Annotated in this window: 17 protein-coding genes; 6 read left to right on the plus strand and 11 right to left on the minus strand. The window is 71.7% G+C overall.

Features of this window, described 5'->3' with window-relative positions; genetic code table 11:
• Positions 1 to 12 precede the first annotated feature (12 nt).
• Positions 13 to 876, minus strand: a complete 864-nt coding sequence (locus SPRI_RS14030) for a hypothetical protein (RefSeq protein WP_037773861.1) — start codon at positions 874 to 876, stop codon at positions 13 to 15.
• Between the two features lie 268 nt (positions 877 to 1,144).
• Between SPRI_RS14030 and SPRI_RS14035 the strand changes: the two genes are divergently transcribed.
• Complete coding sequence (locus tag SPRI_RS14035) at positions 1,145 to 2,890, plus strand: chitinase (RefSeq protein WP_005312686.1); 1,746 nt, start codon at positions 1,145 to 1,147, stop codon at positions 2,888 to 2,890.
• 68 nt (positions 2,891 to 2,958) lie between these two features.
• Here SPRI_RS14035 and SPRI_RS14040 read toward each other — a convergent pair whose 3' ends face one another.
• Complete coding sequence (locus SPRI_RS14040) at positions 2,959 to 4,266, minus strand: Nramp family divalent metal transporter (RefSeq protein ID WP_037776351.1); 1,308 nt, start codon at positions 4,264 to 4,266, stop codon at positions 2,959 to 2,961.
• Positions 4,267 to 4,485: 219 nt separating this feature from the next.
• On the opposite strand from SPRI_RS14040, the gene SPRI_RS14045 reads away from it, so the two are divergent.
• Positions 4,486 to 5,823 (plus strand): M14 family metallopeptidase, encoded by a 1,338-nt coding sequence (locus SPRI_RS14045; RefSeq protein ID WP_005312692.1) that lies wholly within the window; start codon positions 4,486 to 4,488, stop codon positions 5,821 to 5,823.
• 248 nt (positions 5,824 to 6,071) lie between these two features.
• Entirely contained in the window at positions 6,072 to 6,854 is a 783-nt protein-coding gene (locus SPRI_RS14050; RefSeq protein WP_053556975.1) for an SCO2400 family protein, read from the plus strand.
• A gap of 22 nt (positions 6,855 to 6,876) precedes the next feature.
• On the opposite strand, the gene SPRI_RS14055 is transcribed toward SPRI_RS14050, so the two are convergent.
• The 5 genes from SPRI_RS14055 to SPRI_RS14075 all read right to left on the minus strand — a co-directional run bounded on the left by SPRI_RS14055 (position 6,877) and on the right by SPRI_RS14075 (position 11,764).
• On the minus strand, positions 6,877 to 7,677 hold the full coding sequence (locus tag SPRI_RS14055; protein WP_053556976.1) for a hypothetical protein: 801 nt from the start codon (positions 7,675 to 7,677) through the stop codon (positions 6,877 to 6,879).
• 258 nt (positions 7,678 to 7,935) lie between these two features.
• Positions 7,936 to 9,408, minus strand: a complete 1,473-nt coding sequence (locus SPRI_RS14060; RefSeq protein WP_005312695.1) for a GntP family permease — start codon at positions 9,406 to 9,408, stop codon at positions 7,936 to 7,938.
• Between the two features lie 126 nt (positions 9,409 to 9,534).
• Complete coding sequence (locus SPRI_RS14065) at positions 9,535 to 9,939, minus strand: RidA family protein (protein WP_005312698.1); 405 nt, start codon at positions 9,937 to 9,939, stop codon at positions 9,535 to 9,537.
• On the minus strand, positions 9,936 to 10,700 hold the full coding sequence (locus SPRI_RS14070) for an IclR family transcriptional regulator (RefSeq protein ID WP_005312701.1): 765 nt from the start codon (positions 10,698 to 10,700) through the stop codon (positions 9,936 to 9,938). The genes SPRI_RS14065 and SPRI_RS14070 overlap by 4 nt, the downstream gene beginning before the upstream one ends.
• On the minus strand, positions 10,697 to 11,764 hold the full coding sequence (locus SPRI_RS14075; RefSeq protein WP_053556977.1) for a sugar kinase: 1,068 nt from the start codon (positions 11,762 to 11,764) through the stop codon (positions 10,697 to 10,699). Before SPRI_RS14075 ends, SPRI_RS14070 begins: the two co-directional genes overlap by 4 nt.
• Before the next feature lie 130 nt (positions 11,765 to 11,894).
• Between SPRI_RS14075 and SPRI_RS14080 the strand changes: the two genes are divergently transcribed.
• A complete protein-coding gene (locus SPRI_RS14080; RefSeq protein ID WP_037773864.1) occupies positions 11,895 to 13,169 on the plus strand; it encodes an amino acid deaminase in 1,275 nt (424 codons plus the stop codon).
• Between the two features lie 259 nt (positions 13,170 to 13,428).
• Positions 13,429 to 15,039 (plus strand): N-acyl-D-amino-acid deacylase family protein, encoded by a 1,611-nt coding sequence (locus SPRI_RS14085; RefSeq protein WP_005312713.1) that lies wholly within the window; start codon positions 13,429 to 13,431, stop codon positions 15,037 to 15,039.
• Between the two features lie 7 nt (positions 15,040 to 15,046).
• Here the strand turns inward: SPRI_RS14085 and SPRI_RS14090 are convergent, their stop codons facing one another.
• On the minus strand, positions 15,047 to 15,676 hold the full coding sequence (locus SPRI_RS14090) for an alpha-ketoglutarate-dependent dioxygenase AlkB (protein WP_005312716.1): 630 nt from the start codon (positions 15,674 to 15,676) through the stop codon (positions 15,047 to 15,049).
• Between the two features lie 191 nt (positions 15,677 to 15,867).
• Between SPRI_RS14090 and SPRI_RS14095 the strand changes: the two genes are divergently transcribed.
• On the plus strand, positions 15,868 to 16,137 hold the full coding sequence (locus SPRI_RS14095) for a chaplin (protein WP_005312719.1): 270 nt from the start codon (positions 15,868 to 15,870) through the stop codon (positions 16,135 to 16,137).
• Between the two features lie 167 nt (positions 16,138 to 16,304).
• Here SPRI_RS14095 and SPRI_RS14100 read toward each other — a convergent pair whose 3' ends face one another.
• From SPRI_RS14100 to SPRI_RS14110, 3 genes are all read right to left on the minus strand, one after another.
• Positions 16,305 to 17,165: a tyrosinase family protein gene (locus SPRI_RS14100; RefSeq protein ID WP_037773865.1), complete on the minus strand. Its 861-nt coding sequence runs from the start codon at positions 17,163 to 17,165 to the stop codon at positions 16,305 to 16,307.
• A 19-nt stretch (positions 17,166 to 17,184) separates the two neighbouring features.
• Positions 17,185 to 17,718: a tyrosinase family oxidase copper chaperone gene (locus tag SPRI_RS14105; RefSeq protein ID WP_053556978.1), complete on the minus strand. Its 534-nt coding sequence runs from the start codon at positions 17,716 to 17,718 to the stop codon at positions 17,185 to 17,187.
• Between the two features lie 145 nt (positions 17,719 to 17,863).
• A complete protein-coding gene (locus SPRI_RS14110; protein ID WP_005312722.1) occupies positions 17,864 to 18,367 on the minus strand; it encodes a hypothetical protein in 504 nt (167 codons plus the stop codon).
• Positions 18,368 to 18,405 lie beyond the last annotated feature (38 nt).

The raw sequence follows: 18,405 nt of genomic DNA on the forward strand, positions 1-18,405 counted from the left end.
GGGCGCTGCCGGTCATGGCCCCGCGGTCAGCGCCCTGGTCGCCCCCGTGCGGCTCGAGGCGGCCGTGAGCGGGGCGGAGCAGAAGCCGCAGCGGTCACCGATGAGTTGGATGCCGCACCATGTGCACACCTCTCGCCGTACGGAAGAGACCAGTTGGTAGAGGACCGAGATGTCGGGGATGAACGCGGCGAACTCGATCAGCCGTCCCGTCCCCCACCAGCGGGCGGAGTCCTGCGGCAGCGGGACCTCGTGGAGCTGCTGGACGCGCCAGGCCGGGGCGAGGGTACCGGTCACCCACTCCGACTGGAGCTGCCCCCTGGCGGTGATCAGCTGCGTGGCGAAGTCGGGCCCCGCCAGTGCGCCGCCCCCGCCGACCTTGACCATCTGGGGCCGGGGGCCGGCCAGCACCCCGAACTGGGTGCCCGGCATCCACGACTTGGCGTGGGACTTGAGGCTCACCGGGATCCGGTCGAGCCGGGCGACGGAGGCGAGGAGGGCGCCGGCGTAGATGTAGTGGGAGAGCAGCCGGGCGGCGGAGGCGATGACTCCGGCGCCGAAGTCGCAGATCGACAGCTGCCGCAGCTGCCGGGCGAGCACGGCGACGCCGAGCGGCGGCAGGTCGAGCCGCAGCAGGGCGATCCGGTCGCTCTCCAGCATGGCGCGGACCGTGTGCAGCCGGCGCTGGTGGGCTGCGGGGAGGGAGGCGGGGTAGAGGCCGACGACGTAGCCGTGCTGCTCGAGCAGGACGCTCATGTCGACGAGCGCGGCGTCGAGGGGGGCCTCGTCGGGCGGGTGGAGCAGGGCGGCGGTGGGCGTCTGTTGGTCGGTGGGCGGTAGCACCAGGTCGGCGCTGGTGACTGCTATTGCGGTCGGCACGCTCGTTCCCCGTTCAGCTCCGGACACCGGGGTGTCCGGCGGCCGCAGATCCCTACTGCTCCGTGCTCCTGCTGCTGGTGCTCGCTACTCCGTGTTTCTGCATGAGCACTCTAACCACCACCGCCCGGGCAGTGAACACCGTTCCGGGGACCAATCACTGCCAGAGGTCTTGACAACCCGATTGGTCTGGACCAGTTTTTACGCCCAACGGTGGCCACCGTCCGCACGCCCCATCCCCACCCCCCAACTCCCCCACCGGAGGCCGCAAGTGGACCGCACCACACGCTCACGGAGATGGCCGGGTTCCTCCTGGAACCGCCCGGCGCGATCCGCAAGGAGGGCCCTGGGCGCTTCCCTGGCGCTCGCGGTCGGCACCGGGCTGACGCTCATGGGCACCGCCGGGACCGCGCAGGCCGCCGACGTCAACGTCGCCAAGAACGCCGGCTTCGAGTCCGGCCTCACCAACTGGACCTGCTCCGGCGGCAGCGGCGCGGCCGTCTCCTCACCGGTGCACAGCGGCGCCTCCGCCCTGAAGGCCACGCCCGCCGGCCAGGACAACGCCAAGTGCTCGCAGAGCGTCGCGGTCAGGCCCAACTCGACGTACTCGCTGAGCGCGTGGGTGCAGGGCAGCTACGTGTACCTGGGGGCGAGCGGCACCGGGACGACGGACGTGTCCACCTGGACGCCGGGCGGCAGCAGCTGGACGAAGCTCACCACCTCCTTCACCACGGGCGCCAACACCACGTCCGTGACCGTCTACACCCACGGCTGGTACGGCCAGGCCGCCTACTACGCCGACGACGTGAACGTCTTCGGCCCCGACGGCGGCGGCGGCACCGACCCGGACCCGGTGGTCCCGGCGGCGCCCGCTGCCCCGACCGTCGGCGCGGTGACGTCGTCCTCCGTGGCCCTCAGCTGGGGCGCGGTCTCCGGCGCGACCGGCTACAACGTCTACCGTGACGGCACGAGGGTCCAGTCCGTCTCCGGCACGTCGGCGACGGTGACCGGTCTCTCCGCGGACACCTCGTACCAGTTCCAGGTCACGGCCACGAACACGGCCGGCGAGTCGGCCAAGTCGGCCGCGGTCACCGGCCGGACCGGCCCCACCGGCGGCAACCCGGGCAACCCGGCCGTGCCGAAGCACGCCCTGACGGGTTACTGGCAGAACTTCAACAACGGCGCCACCGTGCAGAAGCTGCGCGACGTGCAGTCGCAGTACGACATCATCGCGGTGTCGTTCGCCGACTCCACGGCCACGCCGGGCCAGATCGTCTTCAACCTCGACCCGGCCGTCGGATACGCCTCGGTCGCCGACTTCAAGGCAGACATCGCCGCGAAGAAGGCCGCTGGCAAGTCCGTGATCATCTCGGTCGGCGGCGAGAAGGGCAACGTCACCGTCAACAGTGACGCGTCCGCCACGGCCTTCGCGAACAGCGCCTACGCGCTGATGCAGGAGTACGGCTTCAGCGGGGTCGACATCGACCTGGAGCACGGCATCAACTCGACGTACCTGACGAAGGCGCTGCGCCAGCTGTCGCAGAAGGCGGGCTCCTCGCTGGTGCTGACGATGGCGCCGCAGACCATCGACATGCAGAACACGGGCACGGAGTACTTCAAGACGGCGCTCGCGGTGAAGGACATCCTCACCGTCGTCAACATGCAGTACTACAACAGCGGCTCGATGCTCGGCTGCGACGGCAAGGTGTACTCGCAGGGGTCGGTCGACTTCCTGACCGCGCTCGCCTGCATCCAGCTCGAGGGCGGCCTCGACGCCTCCCAGGTCGGCCTCGGCGTCCCGGCCTCCACCCGGGGCGCGGGCAGCGGCTACGTCGACCCGTCGATCGTGAAGAACGCGCTCGACTGCCTCACCCGCGGTACGAACTGCGGCTCGTTCAAGCCCTCGAAGACCTACCCGGGCCTGCGGGGCGCGATGACCTGGTCCACCAACTGGGACGCGACGGCGGGCAACGCCTGGTCCAACGCGGTCGGACCGCACGTCCACAACCTGCCGTAACACCCCATGGACGACGAGGGCCCGTGCCGCCGCTCCCCCGGCGGCACGGGCCCTCGTCGCATCCGCACTCACCAGGGCAGTTCGCGCACCTGCTGGACGCACAGCACGACGAAGAGCAGGCCCGCGGCGGCCAGCATCACGTTGCTGAGGATGCCGTTGCGCCACTCGGCCGGGGTGCGCGAGGAGTTGAGCAGCCAGATCAGGGTGAGCGCCAGGAACGGCATGAAGAACGCGCCGAGCACACCGTAGGCGACCACCAGGCCGAACGGCTGGTCCAGGAAGAGCAGCGAGATCGGCGGGAACGTCAGCCAGAGCAGGTACGCCCTGAACGGCAGCGAGCGCTCCTTCCGGCCGGCCGCCACCTCCTCCACGGTGCCCTCGTCGGTGGGAACACCCTTGCGGTCGCGCTGGAGCCGTTCGACGAAGTCGGCGAACATCAGACTGACTCCGTGCCAGACGCCGATCAGGGACGAGAACGAGGTGGCGAAGAAGCCGACCAGGAACAGCTTGGCGGTCACCGCGCCGTACTTGTCCTCCAGGATCGTGCCGAGGTCGATCAGCCCCCTGTCCCCCTTGGTGAGGGCGAGGTGCGAGGCGTGCAGCAGCTCGGCGCCGACGATGAGCATCGCGACGACGAAGACGCCGGTGGTGATGTAGGCGACGCGGTTGTCCAGCCGCATGACCTTCATCCAGCCGGTGTTGGTCCAGCCCTTGGCGTTGACCCAGTAGCCGTACGCGGCCATGGTGATCGTGCCGCCGACACCGCCGATCAGACCGAGGGTGTAGAGCAGCGACCCGTCGGGCAGGACCGGGACCAGCCCGGCGAACGCGGCGCCGACGTCGGGCGTGACGCGGATCGCGACGTACACGACCACCACGAACATGATGCCGATGAGCACCGTCATGACCTTCTCGAAGACGGCGTACCGGTTGAACCAGACGAAGACCAGCCCGATCAGGCCCGTGAGGACCGCCCACACCTTGAGGCTCGGGCCGTCCGGGAACAGGGCGACGATGGGCAGCGCGCTGGAGGACATCGCGGTGGCCCCGTAGACGAATCCCCAGACGACCACGTAGATGGCGAAGTAGACGGTGGTCCACTTCCCCAGCGACCGCCATCCCTCGAAGAGGGTGCGCCCGGTCGCCAGGTGCCAGCGTCCGCACGCCTCGGCCAGCGAGATCTTGACGACGCAGCCGATGACGGCCGCCCACATCAGTGTGTATCCGAACTTGCTGCCCGCGATGAGCGTCGCGACCAGGTCTCCTGCCCCGACACCGGTCGCCGCGACGACGATCCCGGGCCCGATGTACTTCCAGCTCGACTTGCGCGGCGCGGAGAGCGTCCCGTCCGCGTCCTGCTCGGTGGTGCCTGCCATGGCACAGCCGCCTTCCACTCGTCCCAGGTGATCGCTGTCACCAAAGCGCCGCGCGGGTGATCGCGCAAGGGGCTGTGCCGATCCGGCGGCGGCCCAGGATCGGCCGAAGCTCTCCTTGACCCGAGCATGTCACCCCGACACGATGTGCTCGAACACCGGCACAGACCCGCACGTCGCACCTGAGCACCACCCCCCACAACTCCCCACCCAGGAGACAGCATGCGACTTCGCATACGTGCGAACCGGAGGAAGGCCGCCACCCTCGCGGCCGCCCTCGCGCTCGCGGTGGCCGCGCCCATCAGCGCCGGCGCCGCACCGTCACCGGACCGGCCGGCACCCGCCGCCGCCGAGGACGAGCAGATCAGGCAGTACCAGATCCACGGGCCCGACACCGTCGCCGACCGCACCGCCATCGCCCGCACCGGCGTGTCGATCGACGAGGTGGACGACCACACGGTCGTCGTCAGCGCCACCTCCGCCGAGGCACGGCGGCTGCGCGCCCTCGGACACACCCTCAAGGCGCTGCCCGCGCCGCCGCAGCACCGCACGGCTGCGGACGTGCAGCCGTTCGACTTCCCGTCGGCCGACTCCCGCTACCACAACTACGCGGAGATGACGGCCGAGATCAACCAGCGTGTGGCGCAGCATCCGAACATCATGAGCAAGCGGGTCATCGGCAAGAGCTACCAGGGCCGGGACATCGTCGCCGTCAAGATCAGCGACAACGTGGCCACGGACGAGAACGAGCCCGAGGTCCTCTTCACCCACCACCAGCACGCCCGTGAGCACCTCACCGTCGAGATGGCGCTCTACCTGCTGCGCGAGTTCGGCGAGGACTACGGCAGCGACTCACGGATCACAAGTGCCGTGAACAGCCGCGAGATCTGGATCGTCCCGGACCTCAACCCGGACGGCGGCGAGTACGACATCGCCTCCGGCTCCTACCGCAGCTGGCGCAAGAACCGGCAGCCCAACTCCGGCTCTTCGTACGTCGGCACGGACATGAACCGCAACTGGAACTACAAGTGGGGCTGCTGCGGCGGCTCCTCGGGCTCGACCAGCTCGGAGACCTACCGCGGCAGGGCAGCCGAGTCCGCTCCCGAGGTGAAGGTCGTCGCCGACTTCGTCCGCAGCCGCGTGGTCGGCGGCAAGCAGCAGATCGCGACGGGCATCGACTTCCACACCTACAGCGAGCTGGTCCTCTGGCCGTTCGGCTGGACCAACGCCGACACCGCCCCCGGCATGACCCAGGACGACCGCGACGCCTTCGCCGCGGTCGGAAGGAAGATGGCCGCGAGCAACGGCTACACCGCGGAGCAGTCGAGCGACCTCTACATCACCGACGGGTCGATCGACGACTGGCTGTGGGGCAACCAGAAGATCTTCGGCTACACCTTCGAGATGTACCCGACCGGCTTCGGCGGCGGCGGCTTCTACCCGCCCGACGAGGTGATCGAGCGCGAGACGAGCCGCAACCGCGACGCCGTGCTCCAACTGCTGGAGAACTCGGACTGCATGTACCGCTCCATCGGCAAGGAGCAGCAGTACTGCGCCTGACCGCCGACCGTTCGTGACCGGTGCCGCGCGGGACCCCTCCCGCGCGGCACCGGCGCGTCCGGGCACGAATCCGAGCGGTGGGCGCAATCCCCGCGGCCCGGGGAAAGGCAATCTTTCCAAAAGAGTCACACATGCTGCGCACCGCCTCCGGGAGCCGCCGTTAGCGTTGCTCGCCGACCGGCCCAAGCACGCTCACGTGAACAGGTCGCCGATGTCCTTGGCGGCGTAGTCAGCACAGGAAGAAGCACATGGACTACTGCTCCTCATGCCGTCGGCACCTCAACGGCGCCCTGGTGTGCCCCGGCTGCGGCGCGTACGCCCCCGACATAGCCCCGCCCGCGCACCGCGCGGAGGTCCCGGCGGCGACGGCCGCCGCGACATGGGAGCCGTACGGGGCGGAGGAGTTCCCCGCCCGGCCCGAAGCCGCCTCCACCACCGGCGCGGACGGCGCGGCGGCCGCCACCACGTCCACGGGACAGGGCCGTGCCGCCCGGCGGCGGCAGCTGGCCCGCTGGAAGAAGAACAAGCGCAGGGCCGCCGCGGGCACGGCACTCGCGATCGTCGGCGGCGCGCTGACGATCGCCGCGCTGCCGACCGACTCCGGCAAGGGCGGCGCGAGCGCGGCCGCCGCACCGGACCCGATGGTCCCGGACGAGGCGAGGAAGAGCCGGTCCGTCGCGTACCCGACGCAGCCGGCCGAACGCGCCACGACGCGTGCCGAACCCCGGACGTCCGGCACCGCCGCCTCCGGGCAGCGGACCGCGCCGGCCTCCTCGGCTCCCACCACGGCGCCCGACCGGGCGGTGCCGGCGCGCACCGTGCCGGCCGTCCCGGAGGCGCCGCAGGCCCGGCCGACGGAGGCCTCCGACTCGCCGACCACCGCGCCGGCGACCACGGACCCCGCCGTCCGGCCGTCCCCCACCTCGCCCGGCACCTCGGACTCCGGGGCCGACGAGCCGCAGACCGGCCCGACGGACACGGCGACGACCTCCCCGACCAAGGTGTGCCTGCTCGTCCTCTGCCTCGGCTGACCAGGGGCCGCCCGCCGGGGCGTCACATGCCGGGGGCGCCGCCGCGGTAGTGGCCGAGCGTCAGGGCCAGCTGCTGCGTCCACTCCCGGAGCTTCTTCTGACGGCCGGCGCCGACCCGGCACTCATGGAACACGCCGTTCCGATGGGTCACTCCGACCAGCAGGCACAGGCCGCGAACGGTGTGGTGGACGGCTTGGACGTCCTGCCAGGCGAAGTCGGTGACGACGTCCCGCTGGTCGAAGGAGATCCCGACGGCGTCGACAAGAACCGCGTTGTCCGCGTCGGCGGCGACGAACTCGGGGCCCTGGGGCGCCGGCGGGCTCATGGGATACGCCGCCGGAGCGGCCGGGTTCACCGGATACGCGGGCGGGACCGCCGGGCCCGCGGCCGGATTCATTGGATGGGCAGGCGGCGCGGACGGGTTCACCGGGTACGCCGGCGGGCTCGCAGGGTGCGCGGGATACGGCGGGTACGCCGGCCCGAACCCCGGCTGCGCCTGCGTCAGCGGGACCGACTCGTGCGGCCGGTCCGGGTCGCACCCGGGAAGCAGGGCGGCCATCGCCCGGCGCAGCTCGTCCTCCGAACGGACGTCGTACAGCGGCATCATCGAAGGGCCGGACCCGAACTGCCAGACGGCGCCGGTCCGCTTCACGACGAGGTCCGGCCCGTTGCCGAACGTCATCGCGGACGTGTCCCCGTCCAGGTAAGCGTCCGGCTGGGTGCTGACCGAGTAGGCGTACCCGAGGTCGGTGATCCGCCGTTCGGCATGCCGGGGGCCGTACCTGCCGCGGACCCAGTCACGCACCTGTTCGTATGTCAGCACGCGCCGACTCTAGCCCCGGCGCCGCGGCGACCGCGAAGCCGTCTCCCAGACACCGGCCCGGCAGCCGCCCGCGCACCTGAACAGGCCGCGGTTCAGGCCCGGTCGGTCGAGGCTTCCAACGCGGTGACGCACACTTCTGCTGTCGCGATCGGGGGGATCGCCTGACCCGCCCGCACACGGGCGGGACCGGAGCCGGTGGACCCGCGGTGACCCGCGCGTCCGGCCGGTTCCGGCCCCGCCGACCCGTGAGGGTGCGCCCTAGACGACCAGACTCAGCGCCGCGGCGACCGCGAAGCCCGCGACCGACAGCACCGACTCGAGGACCGTCCACGACTTGAGCGTGTCCCGCTCCGAGATGCCGAAGTACTTGGCGACGATCCAGAACCCGCCGTCGTTGACGTGGGAGGCGAAGATCGAGCCGGCGGAGATCGCCATGATGACGAGCGCCAGGAACGCCTGCGAGTGGCCGCCGTTCTCCACGAGGGGCAGCACGATGCCGGCCGTGGTGACGATCGCGACCGTCGCCGAACCCTGCGCCACGCGCAGCACCAGGGAGATCAGGTAGGCGAGCACGATGATCGGGAGACCGACGTCGTTGAAGGTGTCGGACAGGGCCTGCGCGACACCGCTCGCCTTCAGGACCGCGCCGAACACACCGCCCGCGCCGACGACGAGCAGGATGTTGCCGACGGGCTTGAGGGACTGGGTGGACACCGACTCGAGCGACTTGCGCGACCAGCCGCGCCGGATGCCGAGCAGCCAGTACGCCAGGAAGAGCGCGATCGTCAGGGCGACGAACGGGTTGCCGAAGAACTCGACGACCGAGCGGAGCGTGGACTCCTCGAGCGCGATGGAGGAGAACGTCGCGGCGAGGATCAGCACCAGCGGCGTACCGATGATGGCGAGGACGGTCCCGAGCGCGACCGGCGACTCCTGCGGCTGCCGGCCCCCTGCCGCCTGCTCGGCGGCGACGGCGGCCTTGGCGTCCTCCGCGGCCTCCAGCATGTCCTGCGGGACCTCGACGAACAGCCGCTTGCCGATCCAGGCGGCGTACACCCAGGCGGCGATGACGGCGGGGATGCCGACGACGACGCCCATCAGGATGACCCAGCCGAGGGAGACGTCGAACAGGCCGGCGGCGGCGACGGGGCCGGGGTGCGGCGGGAGGAAGGCGTGGGTCATCGACAGGCCGGCCAGCAGCGGCATGGCGTAGAGGATGATCGACTTGCCGGAGCGCTTGGCGGCCGCGTAGACGATCGGCGCGAGGACGAAGATGCCGACGTCGAAGAAGACCGGGATGCCGAAGATCAGGCCGGTGAGGCCCATGGCGAGCGGAGCCCGCTTCTCGCCGAAGAGATTCAGCAGGCGGGACGACAACACCTCGGCCCCGCCGCTGACTTCGAGGATCGCGCCGAGCATCGTGCCCAGGCCGATGATGATGGCGACGTGGCCGAGGATGCCGCCCATGCCGGACTCGATGACCGAGACGGCGGCGGACCTCTGCACCGTGCCGAAGAGTTCGGTGACCGACAGGCCCGCGGCGAGGCCGACGGATATGGAGACGGCGAGCAGCGCGACGAACGGCTGCAGCCGGACCTTGATGATCAGGACGAGCAGCAGCGCGATGCCGAGCGCGGCGACGGTCAGCAGACCGGCGGTGCCGTCGATGAGGGTGAGCAGTCCGCCCGTGTGCGGTGTGGGTGGTGGGGGTGCGTCAGCGGCGAGGAACATGGGGAGCGTCCGTTCAGGGGATTTCCGGCGGATCCAGGAGCTTTCCGCCTGTTTTCGGCAAGGGGGGAGCGCGGCACGGCGCTCCGGGGAACAGCGCCGTGCCGTGAAGCAGCGGGTTCAGGAAGATCAGTCCAGGACGGCCAGGGCGTCGATCTCGATGAGCAGGCCGGCGGGGAGGCCGACGTAGACGGTCGTACGGGCGGCGGGGGCGACCGTCAGATCCTTGAAGTACTCGTTGTAGATCTCGTTCATCTCGGCGAAGTGCGCCGTGTCCGTGAGGTAGACACGGATCATCATCACGTCGTCCCAGCTCGCGCCGCCCTCCTCGAGGATCGCCTCGACGTTGGCGAAGGTCTGGAGGGTCTGCTCACGCAGGGTGGGGCCGGCGGGGGTGGGGGCCTTGCCCTCCTCGGCCGGCAGGAAGCCGACCTGACCGGCGACCTGGAGGATGTTGCCCTTGCGCACGCCGTGGGAGAACTTGGCGGGCGGCGCGGTGTGGGTGCTCGGGGTGAGGGCGGTCTTCTCGGTCATGGGCGTTCTTCCTGTCGGGGTGCTTGTCCTGAGTACTCCCGGCTGATGGCGTCGGCGGTGCGGCGCACCAGCGGGAGGAGGGTGAGGAGTTCGTCGGCCGTGACGACGACGTTCGGTGCGGACACCGACATGGCGGCGACGACCCGGCCGTCCGCACCGCGGATGGGGGCCCCGATGCAGTTGATGGACTCCTCGTGGCCACCCAGGTCGGTGGCCCAGCCCTGTTCGCGCACGGTCGCCAGTTCCTTGAGGAAGGCGCCGGCGTTCGGGATCGAACGGGACGTGTACATGGGGAAGTCGAGCTTCTCGGCGAGTGCGCGCCGCTCGGCCTCCGGCAGGTCGGCCAGCAGCAGCTTCGCCACGGCCGCGACGGTGATCGCGACGGGCTTGCCGATACGGGAGTACATACGCACCGGGTAGCGGCTCTCGACCTTGTCGATGTAGAGGACCTCGCTCTCCTCGTACACGGCGAGATGGACGGTGTGCCCGATCTGCTCGTTGAGGGCGACGAGATGCGGATGGGCGATCTCGCGTACGTCGAGGTTCTCCACGGCCTCCTGTGCCAGCGCGAACAGGCGGGCGCCGAGGCGGTAGCGCTGGTCCTGCTGGCGGTGGACGAGGCCGTGCTCGTGGAGGGTGCGCAGCAGCCGCAGCGCGGTGGACTTGTGCACGCCGAGGCGGTCGGCGACCTGTCCGAGGTCGGCGGGCCCCTCCGCGAGGAGCGGAAGGATGCTCAACGCGCGGTCGACGGTCTGGCTCATGGTGTACGTACCTCCTGGTCCTCCCCCGTCCACCCGGGGCCGAGGTGCAGTCTCCCCCAGGCCTCGTCGTCCAGGGCGGCCAGCTGGTCGGCGTGACCGGCGGCGGGCGGCGCCGCCAGGTCCCCGGGGACGGTGAGCGCGGCCGCGGCCCACAGGTGCCCGTGCCGCAGCCGCTGCCCGGCCGTGAGCCCGCGCAGCGTGGCGGACAGGAACCCGGCGGCGAAGGCGTCGCCGGCGCCGACGGGGGCGGTGACGGTGACGCGGGGGGCGGGGACGGTGGTCACGGTGTCGGCATCGGTGACGGCGCCCGGGTCGGGGGTGGAGTGCCGTTCCGGGCGGCGGGTGAAGGACACCGCCCCCGCCGCACCACGCTTCACGACCACCACCGACGGCTCCGGCAGTGCCGCGCGGATCGCGTCCGCGCCCCGCACTCCCCACGCCTCCTCCGCCTCGTCCTCCCCGACGAACACGATGTCCGCCCCACGGGCCAGCTCCAGCAGGACGCCCGCGGCGGACGGGTCGCCCCACAGGCCGGGCCGGTGGTTCACGTCGAAGGAGACGAGCGGGCCGCCGTCCCGCCGGGTCGCGAGGTCGCGCATCAGGGCGAGGCAGTCGGGCGAGAGGGCCGCCGTGATGCCGGAGAGGTGCAGCACGCGGCCGGACCGGATCGCCCCGGACGGCACGGTGTGCGGGGACATCGCCGACGCGGCGGAGCCGGCCCGGTAGTAGACGACCTCGTGCGCGTCCGTCGCCCGGTCGGTGGCCGTGCGGAAGTAGACGCCCGTCGGGCGCTCCGGGTCGCGGGCCACCGCCGAGGTGTCCACCCCGTACGCGGCGATCGCCGACACGAGGTGGTCGCCGAAGCCGTCGGCGCCGACCCGGCCCACCCAGCGTGTGCGGTGTCCCGCCGCGGCGAGGGCGCATGCCACATTGGACTCGGCGCCCCCGATGCCGCGGACGAACGACGGCACATCGGCGAGACGCCCTGCCTGCGTGGGCAGGAACGTGACCATGGACTCGCCGAGGCAGACGACGTCCACGGGTCCGTGCACGCTCGCGGTCATGATCGCGTGGGCTCCTCGCTGGGTCGGTCGCCGGGCCCATTGACCCCGCGTCGGCTCGGATGTTAGACAGCCTCAAGCGAAATACGCAATGGGCGTTGCAGATGATGCAACGCGATTGAGGAGGGCTCCCATGGCTGCCGACAACGCCGTCGCACGGCTCGCCGACGAACCGGCCGACCACCGGTTCAAGGCGCTCCCGCCCGACGCCGAAGGGCTCACCGTCGGTGAGCTGGCGGCCTCCCGCCGCAATCTCTTCACGGGCGGCTTCACCACCCCCGTCCTCGCGCTGTCCGCCGAGTCCGTCGAGCACAACCTCGCCCTGCTCGAGACGTACTCGGAGCGCCACGGGCTCGCCTTCGCCCCGCACGGCAAGACCTCCATGTCACCGCAGCTCTTCGCACGCCAACTGGAGCGCGGCGCCTGGGGCATCACGGCGGCCGTCCCCCACCAGGCCCGTGTCTACCGCGCCTTCGGGATCCGGCGGATCTTCCTCGCCAACGAGGTCGTCGACGCTGCCGCCCTGCGCTGGATCGCCGGCGAACTCGACGCCGACCCGGACTTCCGCCTCGTCTGCTACGTCGACTCCGTCCGCGGCGTCGAGCTCATGGACGAGGCCCTGCGGGGCGTCTCGCGCCCGCTCGACGTCGTGGTGGAACTCGGCGCCGGCGACGGGGCCCGCACCGGCGCCCGCACGGAGGCGGACTGCGCCGCGGTCGCCGACGCGGTGGCGGCCACCTCGACGCTGCGCCTGGTCGGCGTGGCCGGTTACGAGGGCGAGGTCCCGAAGGCCGACGGCGACCGGGTACGCGCCTGGCTGCGGCGGCTGGTGGCGATCGCCGCCGACTTCGACGGCTCGGGCCGTTTCGCCGGCACCGACGAGATCGTGATCAGCGCGGGCGGCAGCGCGTGGTTCGACGCGGTCGCCGACGTCTTCGCCGAGATCCCCGCGCTGTCCCGCCCCGTGCTGAAGCTGCTGCGTTCCGGCGCGTACGTCTCGCACGACGACGGCCACTACCGGCACCTCACCCCCTTCAACCGGGTCCCCGAGGAGGGCGCGCTCCAGCCCGCGTTCCGGCTGTGGGCGCAGGTCGTCTCCCGTCCCACCCCCGACCAGGCCTTCGTCAACGCGGGCAAGCGGGACGCCGCGTACGACATCGACCTCCCGAAGGCCCAGGTCGTCCGCGACGCCCGCACCGGCGACATCCGCCCGGCCGACGGCATCACCGTCACCGGCCTCTCCGACCAGCACGGCTGGCTCGCCACGACGGCGGAGGCGGACCTGGAGGTCGGCGACTGGGTGGGGATGGGGTTGTCGCATCCGTGCACGTCGTTCGACAAGTGGCAGCTGATTCCGGTGGTGGAGCGGGACGGCACGGTGACGGACTTCATCCGCACGTTCTTCTGACCCTGCGGGGCGCTTCCCCACCCCGCCCCTTCCCGTAACCGGGGGCAAGCCCCGGACCCCGTACCGCGCTCCGCGCGGTGCCCTCAATCGCCGGGCGGGCTGGATTTCGCTCCGCGAAATCAGCCCCGCCGGCGATTGAGGCGCGGGGGTCCGGGGGCGGAGCCCCCGGTTACGGGAAGGGGCGGGTGGGGGAACAGCCCGCCGCAGGTGCCACGCACCCGCACCCGCCCCGCCCGCGCCGCACCCGAAAGGCACCCCCATGCACCTCGTCATCCGCGACGCCCGCGTCATCGACGGCACCGGCGGTGCCTCCTTCCGCGCCGACGTCGGCATCCGCGGCGGCCGTATCGCAGAGATACGGGAAGAAGGCACCGGCCACCGCCCCACCGCCCCCCGCGTCCTCGACGCGGACGGTCTCGCGCTGGCACCCGGCTTCATCGACATGCACGCCCACTCCGACCTCGCCCTGCTGCGCGACCCGGACCATTCCGCGAAGGCGGCCCAGGGCGTGACCCTCGAGGTGCTGGGGCAGGACGGACTGTCGTACGCGCCCGTGGACGACGACACCCTCGCCGCCGTGCGCAAGGCCATCACGGGCTGGAACGGCGACGGCTCCGACATCGACTTCGACTGGCGTTCGGTCGGCGGGTACCTGGACCGTCTCGACCGGAACTTCGGCGGTCAGGGCATCGCGGTGAACGCCGCGTACCTGATCCCGCAGGGCACCGTCCGGATGTACGCGATGGGCTGGGAGGACCGCCCCGCCACCGACGCCGAGCTCACCCGGATGAAGCAGCTCGTCGCCGAGGGCATGGAGCAGGGCGCGGTCGGCATGTCGTCCGGTCTGACGTACACGCCGGGGATGTACGCGAACGACTCGGAGCTGGCCGAGCTGTGCCGGGTCGTGGCCGCGTACGACGGCTACTACTGCCCTCATCACCGTTCCTACGGCGCCGGCGCGCTCCAGGCGTACGAGGAGATGGTGAAGTTGACCCGCGAGGCCGGGTGTGCCCTGCATCTCGCGCACGCCACCATGAACTTCGGCGTGAACAAGGGCAAGGCACCGGATCTGCTCGCGCTGCTCGACCGGGCGCTGGACGCCGGCGCGGACATCTCCCTGGACACCTATCCGTACACCCCCGGCTGCACCACGCTCGTGGCGATGCTGCCGAGCTGGGCGGGCGAGGGCGGGCCCGACGCGGTGCTGGCGCGGCTGCGGGACGACGCGACGGCCGAGAGGATCCGGCACCACTTGGAGGTCGTCGGCTCCGACGGCTGCCACGGTGTCCCGATCGAGTGGGACACCATCGAGATCTCCGGAGTGAGCGACCCGGCCGTCGCGGGTTATGTCGGCCGGACCGTCCAGCAGTCGGCCGACGAGCGCGGCGAGGCGCCGTGGGTGACCGCCCGGCGGCTGCTGATCGAGGACCGGCTCGGCTCCACGATCCTCCAGCACGTCGGCCACGAGGAGAACGTCGTTCAGATCATGCGCCACCGGGTCCACACCGGCGGGAGCGACGGCATCCTCCAGGGCGACAAGCCGCACCCCCGGGCCTACGGCACGTTCCCGCAGTACCTCGGCCGGTACGCGCGCGAGCTGGCCATCCTGTCGCTGGAGGAGGCCGTCGCCCATCTGACGTCCCGCCCGGCCGCCCGGCTGCGGCTGCCCGACCGGGGTCTGGTCCGTGAGGGGTACCGCGCCGACCTGGTGCTGTTCGACCCGCTGACGGTGGCGGCGGGCTCGACCTTCGACGAGCCGCGCACCTTGCCCGTCGGCATCCCCCACGTGCTGATCGACGGCCGGTTCGTCGTCGAGGACGGCGCCCGCACCGGTGTGCTCGCCGGCCGCGCCGTGCGCCGCACGCCCTGAAGGCGCGCTAGCGAACGCCCTGCGGCCTGTACTGGATGCTGATGCGCGGTCCGACCGGGCGCGCCGTCTTGAGGACGGCGTGCTCCCAGGTCCGCTGGCACGAGCCGCCCATCACGATGAGGTCGCCGTGGCCGAGCGCCTTGCGCACCTGTGCGCCGCCGCCCCGCCGGGGCCGGAGCGCCAGCTCGCGCGGGGCGCCGACGGAGAGGATGGCGACCATGGTGTCCTCGCGCGAGCCGCGCCCGATGGTGTCGCCGTGCCAGGCGACGCTGTCCCGGCCGTCCCGGTAGTAGCAGAGACCGGCGGTGCGGAACGGCTCGCCGAGCTCCTCGGCGTAGTGCCGTGACAGGGCTTCCCGCCCCTCCACCAGCACGGGATGCGGAAGCGGGTCGCCGGCCCCGTAGAACGCGAGCAGCCTCGGCACGTCGACCACCCGCTCGTACATCTGCCGGCGTTCCGCCCGCCACGGCACGGAGCCGACCAGCTCGTCGAAGAGGGCGTCCGCGCCACAGAGCCAGCCGGGCAGAACGTCGATCCAGGCACCGTCACCGAGCACGGTGCGCCGGGCGTCGCCGAGCGGACCGAGACGGATCTCGTCGGTCTGGTCGAAGAGTGATCCCTGGAGATGTGCTGCCATGCCTCTCACGGTACCTCCGGAACCGAACAAACGATCGAAGATCGGCTTCAGGTGCCGTGCTCGCCCGGGCGACTGGTCGGATCGAGCGACAAGTTTGATTTTGATCCGTTACCGCCCCGTCGGTTCCGACGTTGAAGAGAACGTGCTGGTCGCAATCCTGCGGCCCACTCTCGTCCCGCAAGGAGAAGTTGATGTCGCGTATCGCGAAGGCAGCCGCCGTAGTCGCCGGCACTGGTGCCATCCTGGCCGGCGGCGCCGGCATGGCTGCCGCCGATGCCGGAGCGCACGGTGGCGCCGCCGGTTCCCCCGGTGTCGTGTCCGGCAACGCGGTCCAGGTGCCGGTGCACGTGCCGGTCAACGTGTGCGGCAACACCGTGAACGTCATCGCCCTGCTCAACCCGACCTTCGGCAACCAGTGCGCGAACGTCGACGGTGGCGACCACGGCGCCTACGGCGGCTGACCACCACACGGAACGCTGCGGCCTCCCCTTCGACACTCCGGGGGAGGCCGCAGTCATGTCCGCCCGGACATGACAGTGAGGCATGCCGGACCCGAAGAGGTCCGGACCCGAGGGGCCCGCGGCGGAGCCCGCCGACCGGGGCCCCGCCGCTCGTGAGGGATGTCCGGTCAGGCGTACCGGTAGAAGCGTGTGTGGTCCATGAGCGCCGACGGCTTCACGTCCCACGGCGGCATCGGATCGTCGGCCGAGAAGATCCGCCCGTACTGCGGGTCGGACGGCTCGAGCGCCTTGTCCGGCAGATAACGGGACCCCGGGTGCGCCTCCTGCCAGCGCGTCCACAGCAGGTCCATATAGGCGTGGTGGAGCCAGAAGACCGGGTCGTCGGGCGAGGTGGCGCTCATCATCAGGCCGCCGACCCATCGGTGGACCCGGTTGTGCAGACGCCAGCGTTCGGAGCCGCCGGCTCTCCAGCCCTCCATCCGGTTGCGGAAACCGCGGGGCACCGTGGAGTCCCACGGCGCGGCGTCGTAGAGCGGATCGTCCAGCGCCTGTGCGACATCGGCCTTCGTCGGCAGCGACACCGGATCGCCCGGGCGGCCCAGGTCGCGGGTGAGGAAGTCGCCTTCCGAGACACCGCCCTCGATCGGCCACTCGCCGTTGACGTGGGCGAAGGGCCCGGTCATGACCTGCCGGTCACCGCGGCGGCCGGTGCCGCCCATGAGATCGTCGGCCCACAGCGACGACGCCGGCGAGTTGTCCGTCGTCCAGTCCCAGTACGGGACGGACACGCCGGAGTCGATCTCCTGCAGCGCCTGCTCGAACTCCAGCAGGAACCTGCGGTGCCAGGGGAAGAACGACGGCGTCATATGGGCGGCACGCGGACGGTCCTCCGCGTCGGAGACGTAGTACTCGCCGTGCATCCTGACGAACTCGTCGTACCGGCCGGAGCGCTTGAGCCCCAGCAGCGCCCCGACCAGCCGCCGCTTCTCGGAACGGGTCAGGTTCCGCTGGTTCTTGCGGGTGTACACGGGGTGCCGGCCCTCCTGGTCAGGCGCTGTGCATGGCGGTCATGGGCGTCAAGGAGAGCTGGGCGTCTCCCAGTTCGTCGACGGCGGCGCGGGCCACGTCCCGCAGCGTCGGGAACGACTCGTAGTGGTTGACCAGGCTCAGGTACGTGCCGTCGGCGCGCCGCATGACGTGCAGTGGCCGGCCGTCGATGCGGACCTCCACGCTCGGCACCGGCCGGGCGCCCCCGGCCGGCGGGCCGGAGCGGACCCGGTCGGCGTCCTCCCCGTTCCGGTGCCGGCCCTCCTCACCGGCGGGGACCATCACGGTGGCGCTGCCCTGGATGTGCCGGCCCTGGTACGTCTCGGCGAACCGCTCCAGCGACCGCTTCGTGGCCGCCCTGTTCCGGCCGGACTCCCTGTTCTCCCCGCCGCGCCCGAGGAGCGGCAGCAGCGCCCCGGCCGTGCCGGCGACGGCCCCGACCGTGACGAGGGCCCGAAGTACGAGTCGACGGGCGGGAGATCCGCCGCCCGTCCGCGCTCCGCCGCGGGTGGCGTCCCGGGTGCCCGTCCTCATGGCATCGCCCCTCCGTCGGTGTCCTCACGTGATGACCGCTGTCGCCCGCGGCGTACCGCGACGCCGTGTCGACAGCGGTTCTCGTGGTGACAACGACGCCGCCGTCAAAGGGTTGCTCCGCCACCGGAGGGAGCGGCCGTGGCGGCTAGCGGAACAGCAGGGTGCCGGTCGGCGCGGCCCGGAGCACCGGTGCGACCAGCGCGGCCTCCGGCAGCGTGGGCTCGGGCAGGCCGAACCCTTCGCCGGACGGCGCGGTCACGGGCGCGCCGAGCGAGGCACCCGGGCTCGCCAGCTCCACGTCCGACTCCTGTGCCAGCACCTCCGCGACGCCGAGGTTGCCCTCCCCGAGCGGGTTCTCCACCGGGACCTCCAGCAGTGTCCGGGGCAGTTCGCTGCTGACGGGCACCGCCGGCAGCGTGCCCTGCGGCAGCAGGGTTCCGGTCACGTGCCGCGGCCCTTCGGGCGCGCCGGGCACGGGGACCGGCACACCGGTGCTCAGGTCCGGTGTCTCCACCGGTACCGCCGTCTCCAGGCTCTCGAGCGGCAGGACGACCGGCACGGACGTCCCGGCGACCGCGGGTGCGGCCGCCACGGCCGTGCCCACGCATGCCAGTACCGCCGCCAGAGTTCCCCGGGTGGTCAACTTCATCGCTGTGTACGTCCCCTCATGTGCCGAACGGAGTCTCC

Origin of the sequence: Streptomyces pristinaespiralis (assembly GCF_001278075.1) — a bacterium.
GTDB lineage: Bacteria > Actinomycetota > Actinomycetes > Streptomycetales > Streptomycetaceae > Streptomyces > Streptomyces pristinaespiralis.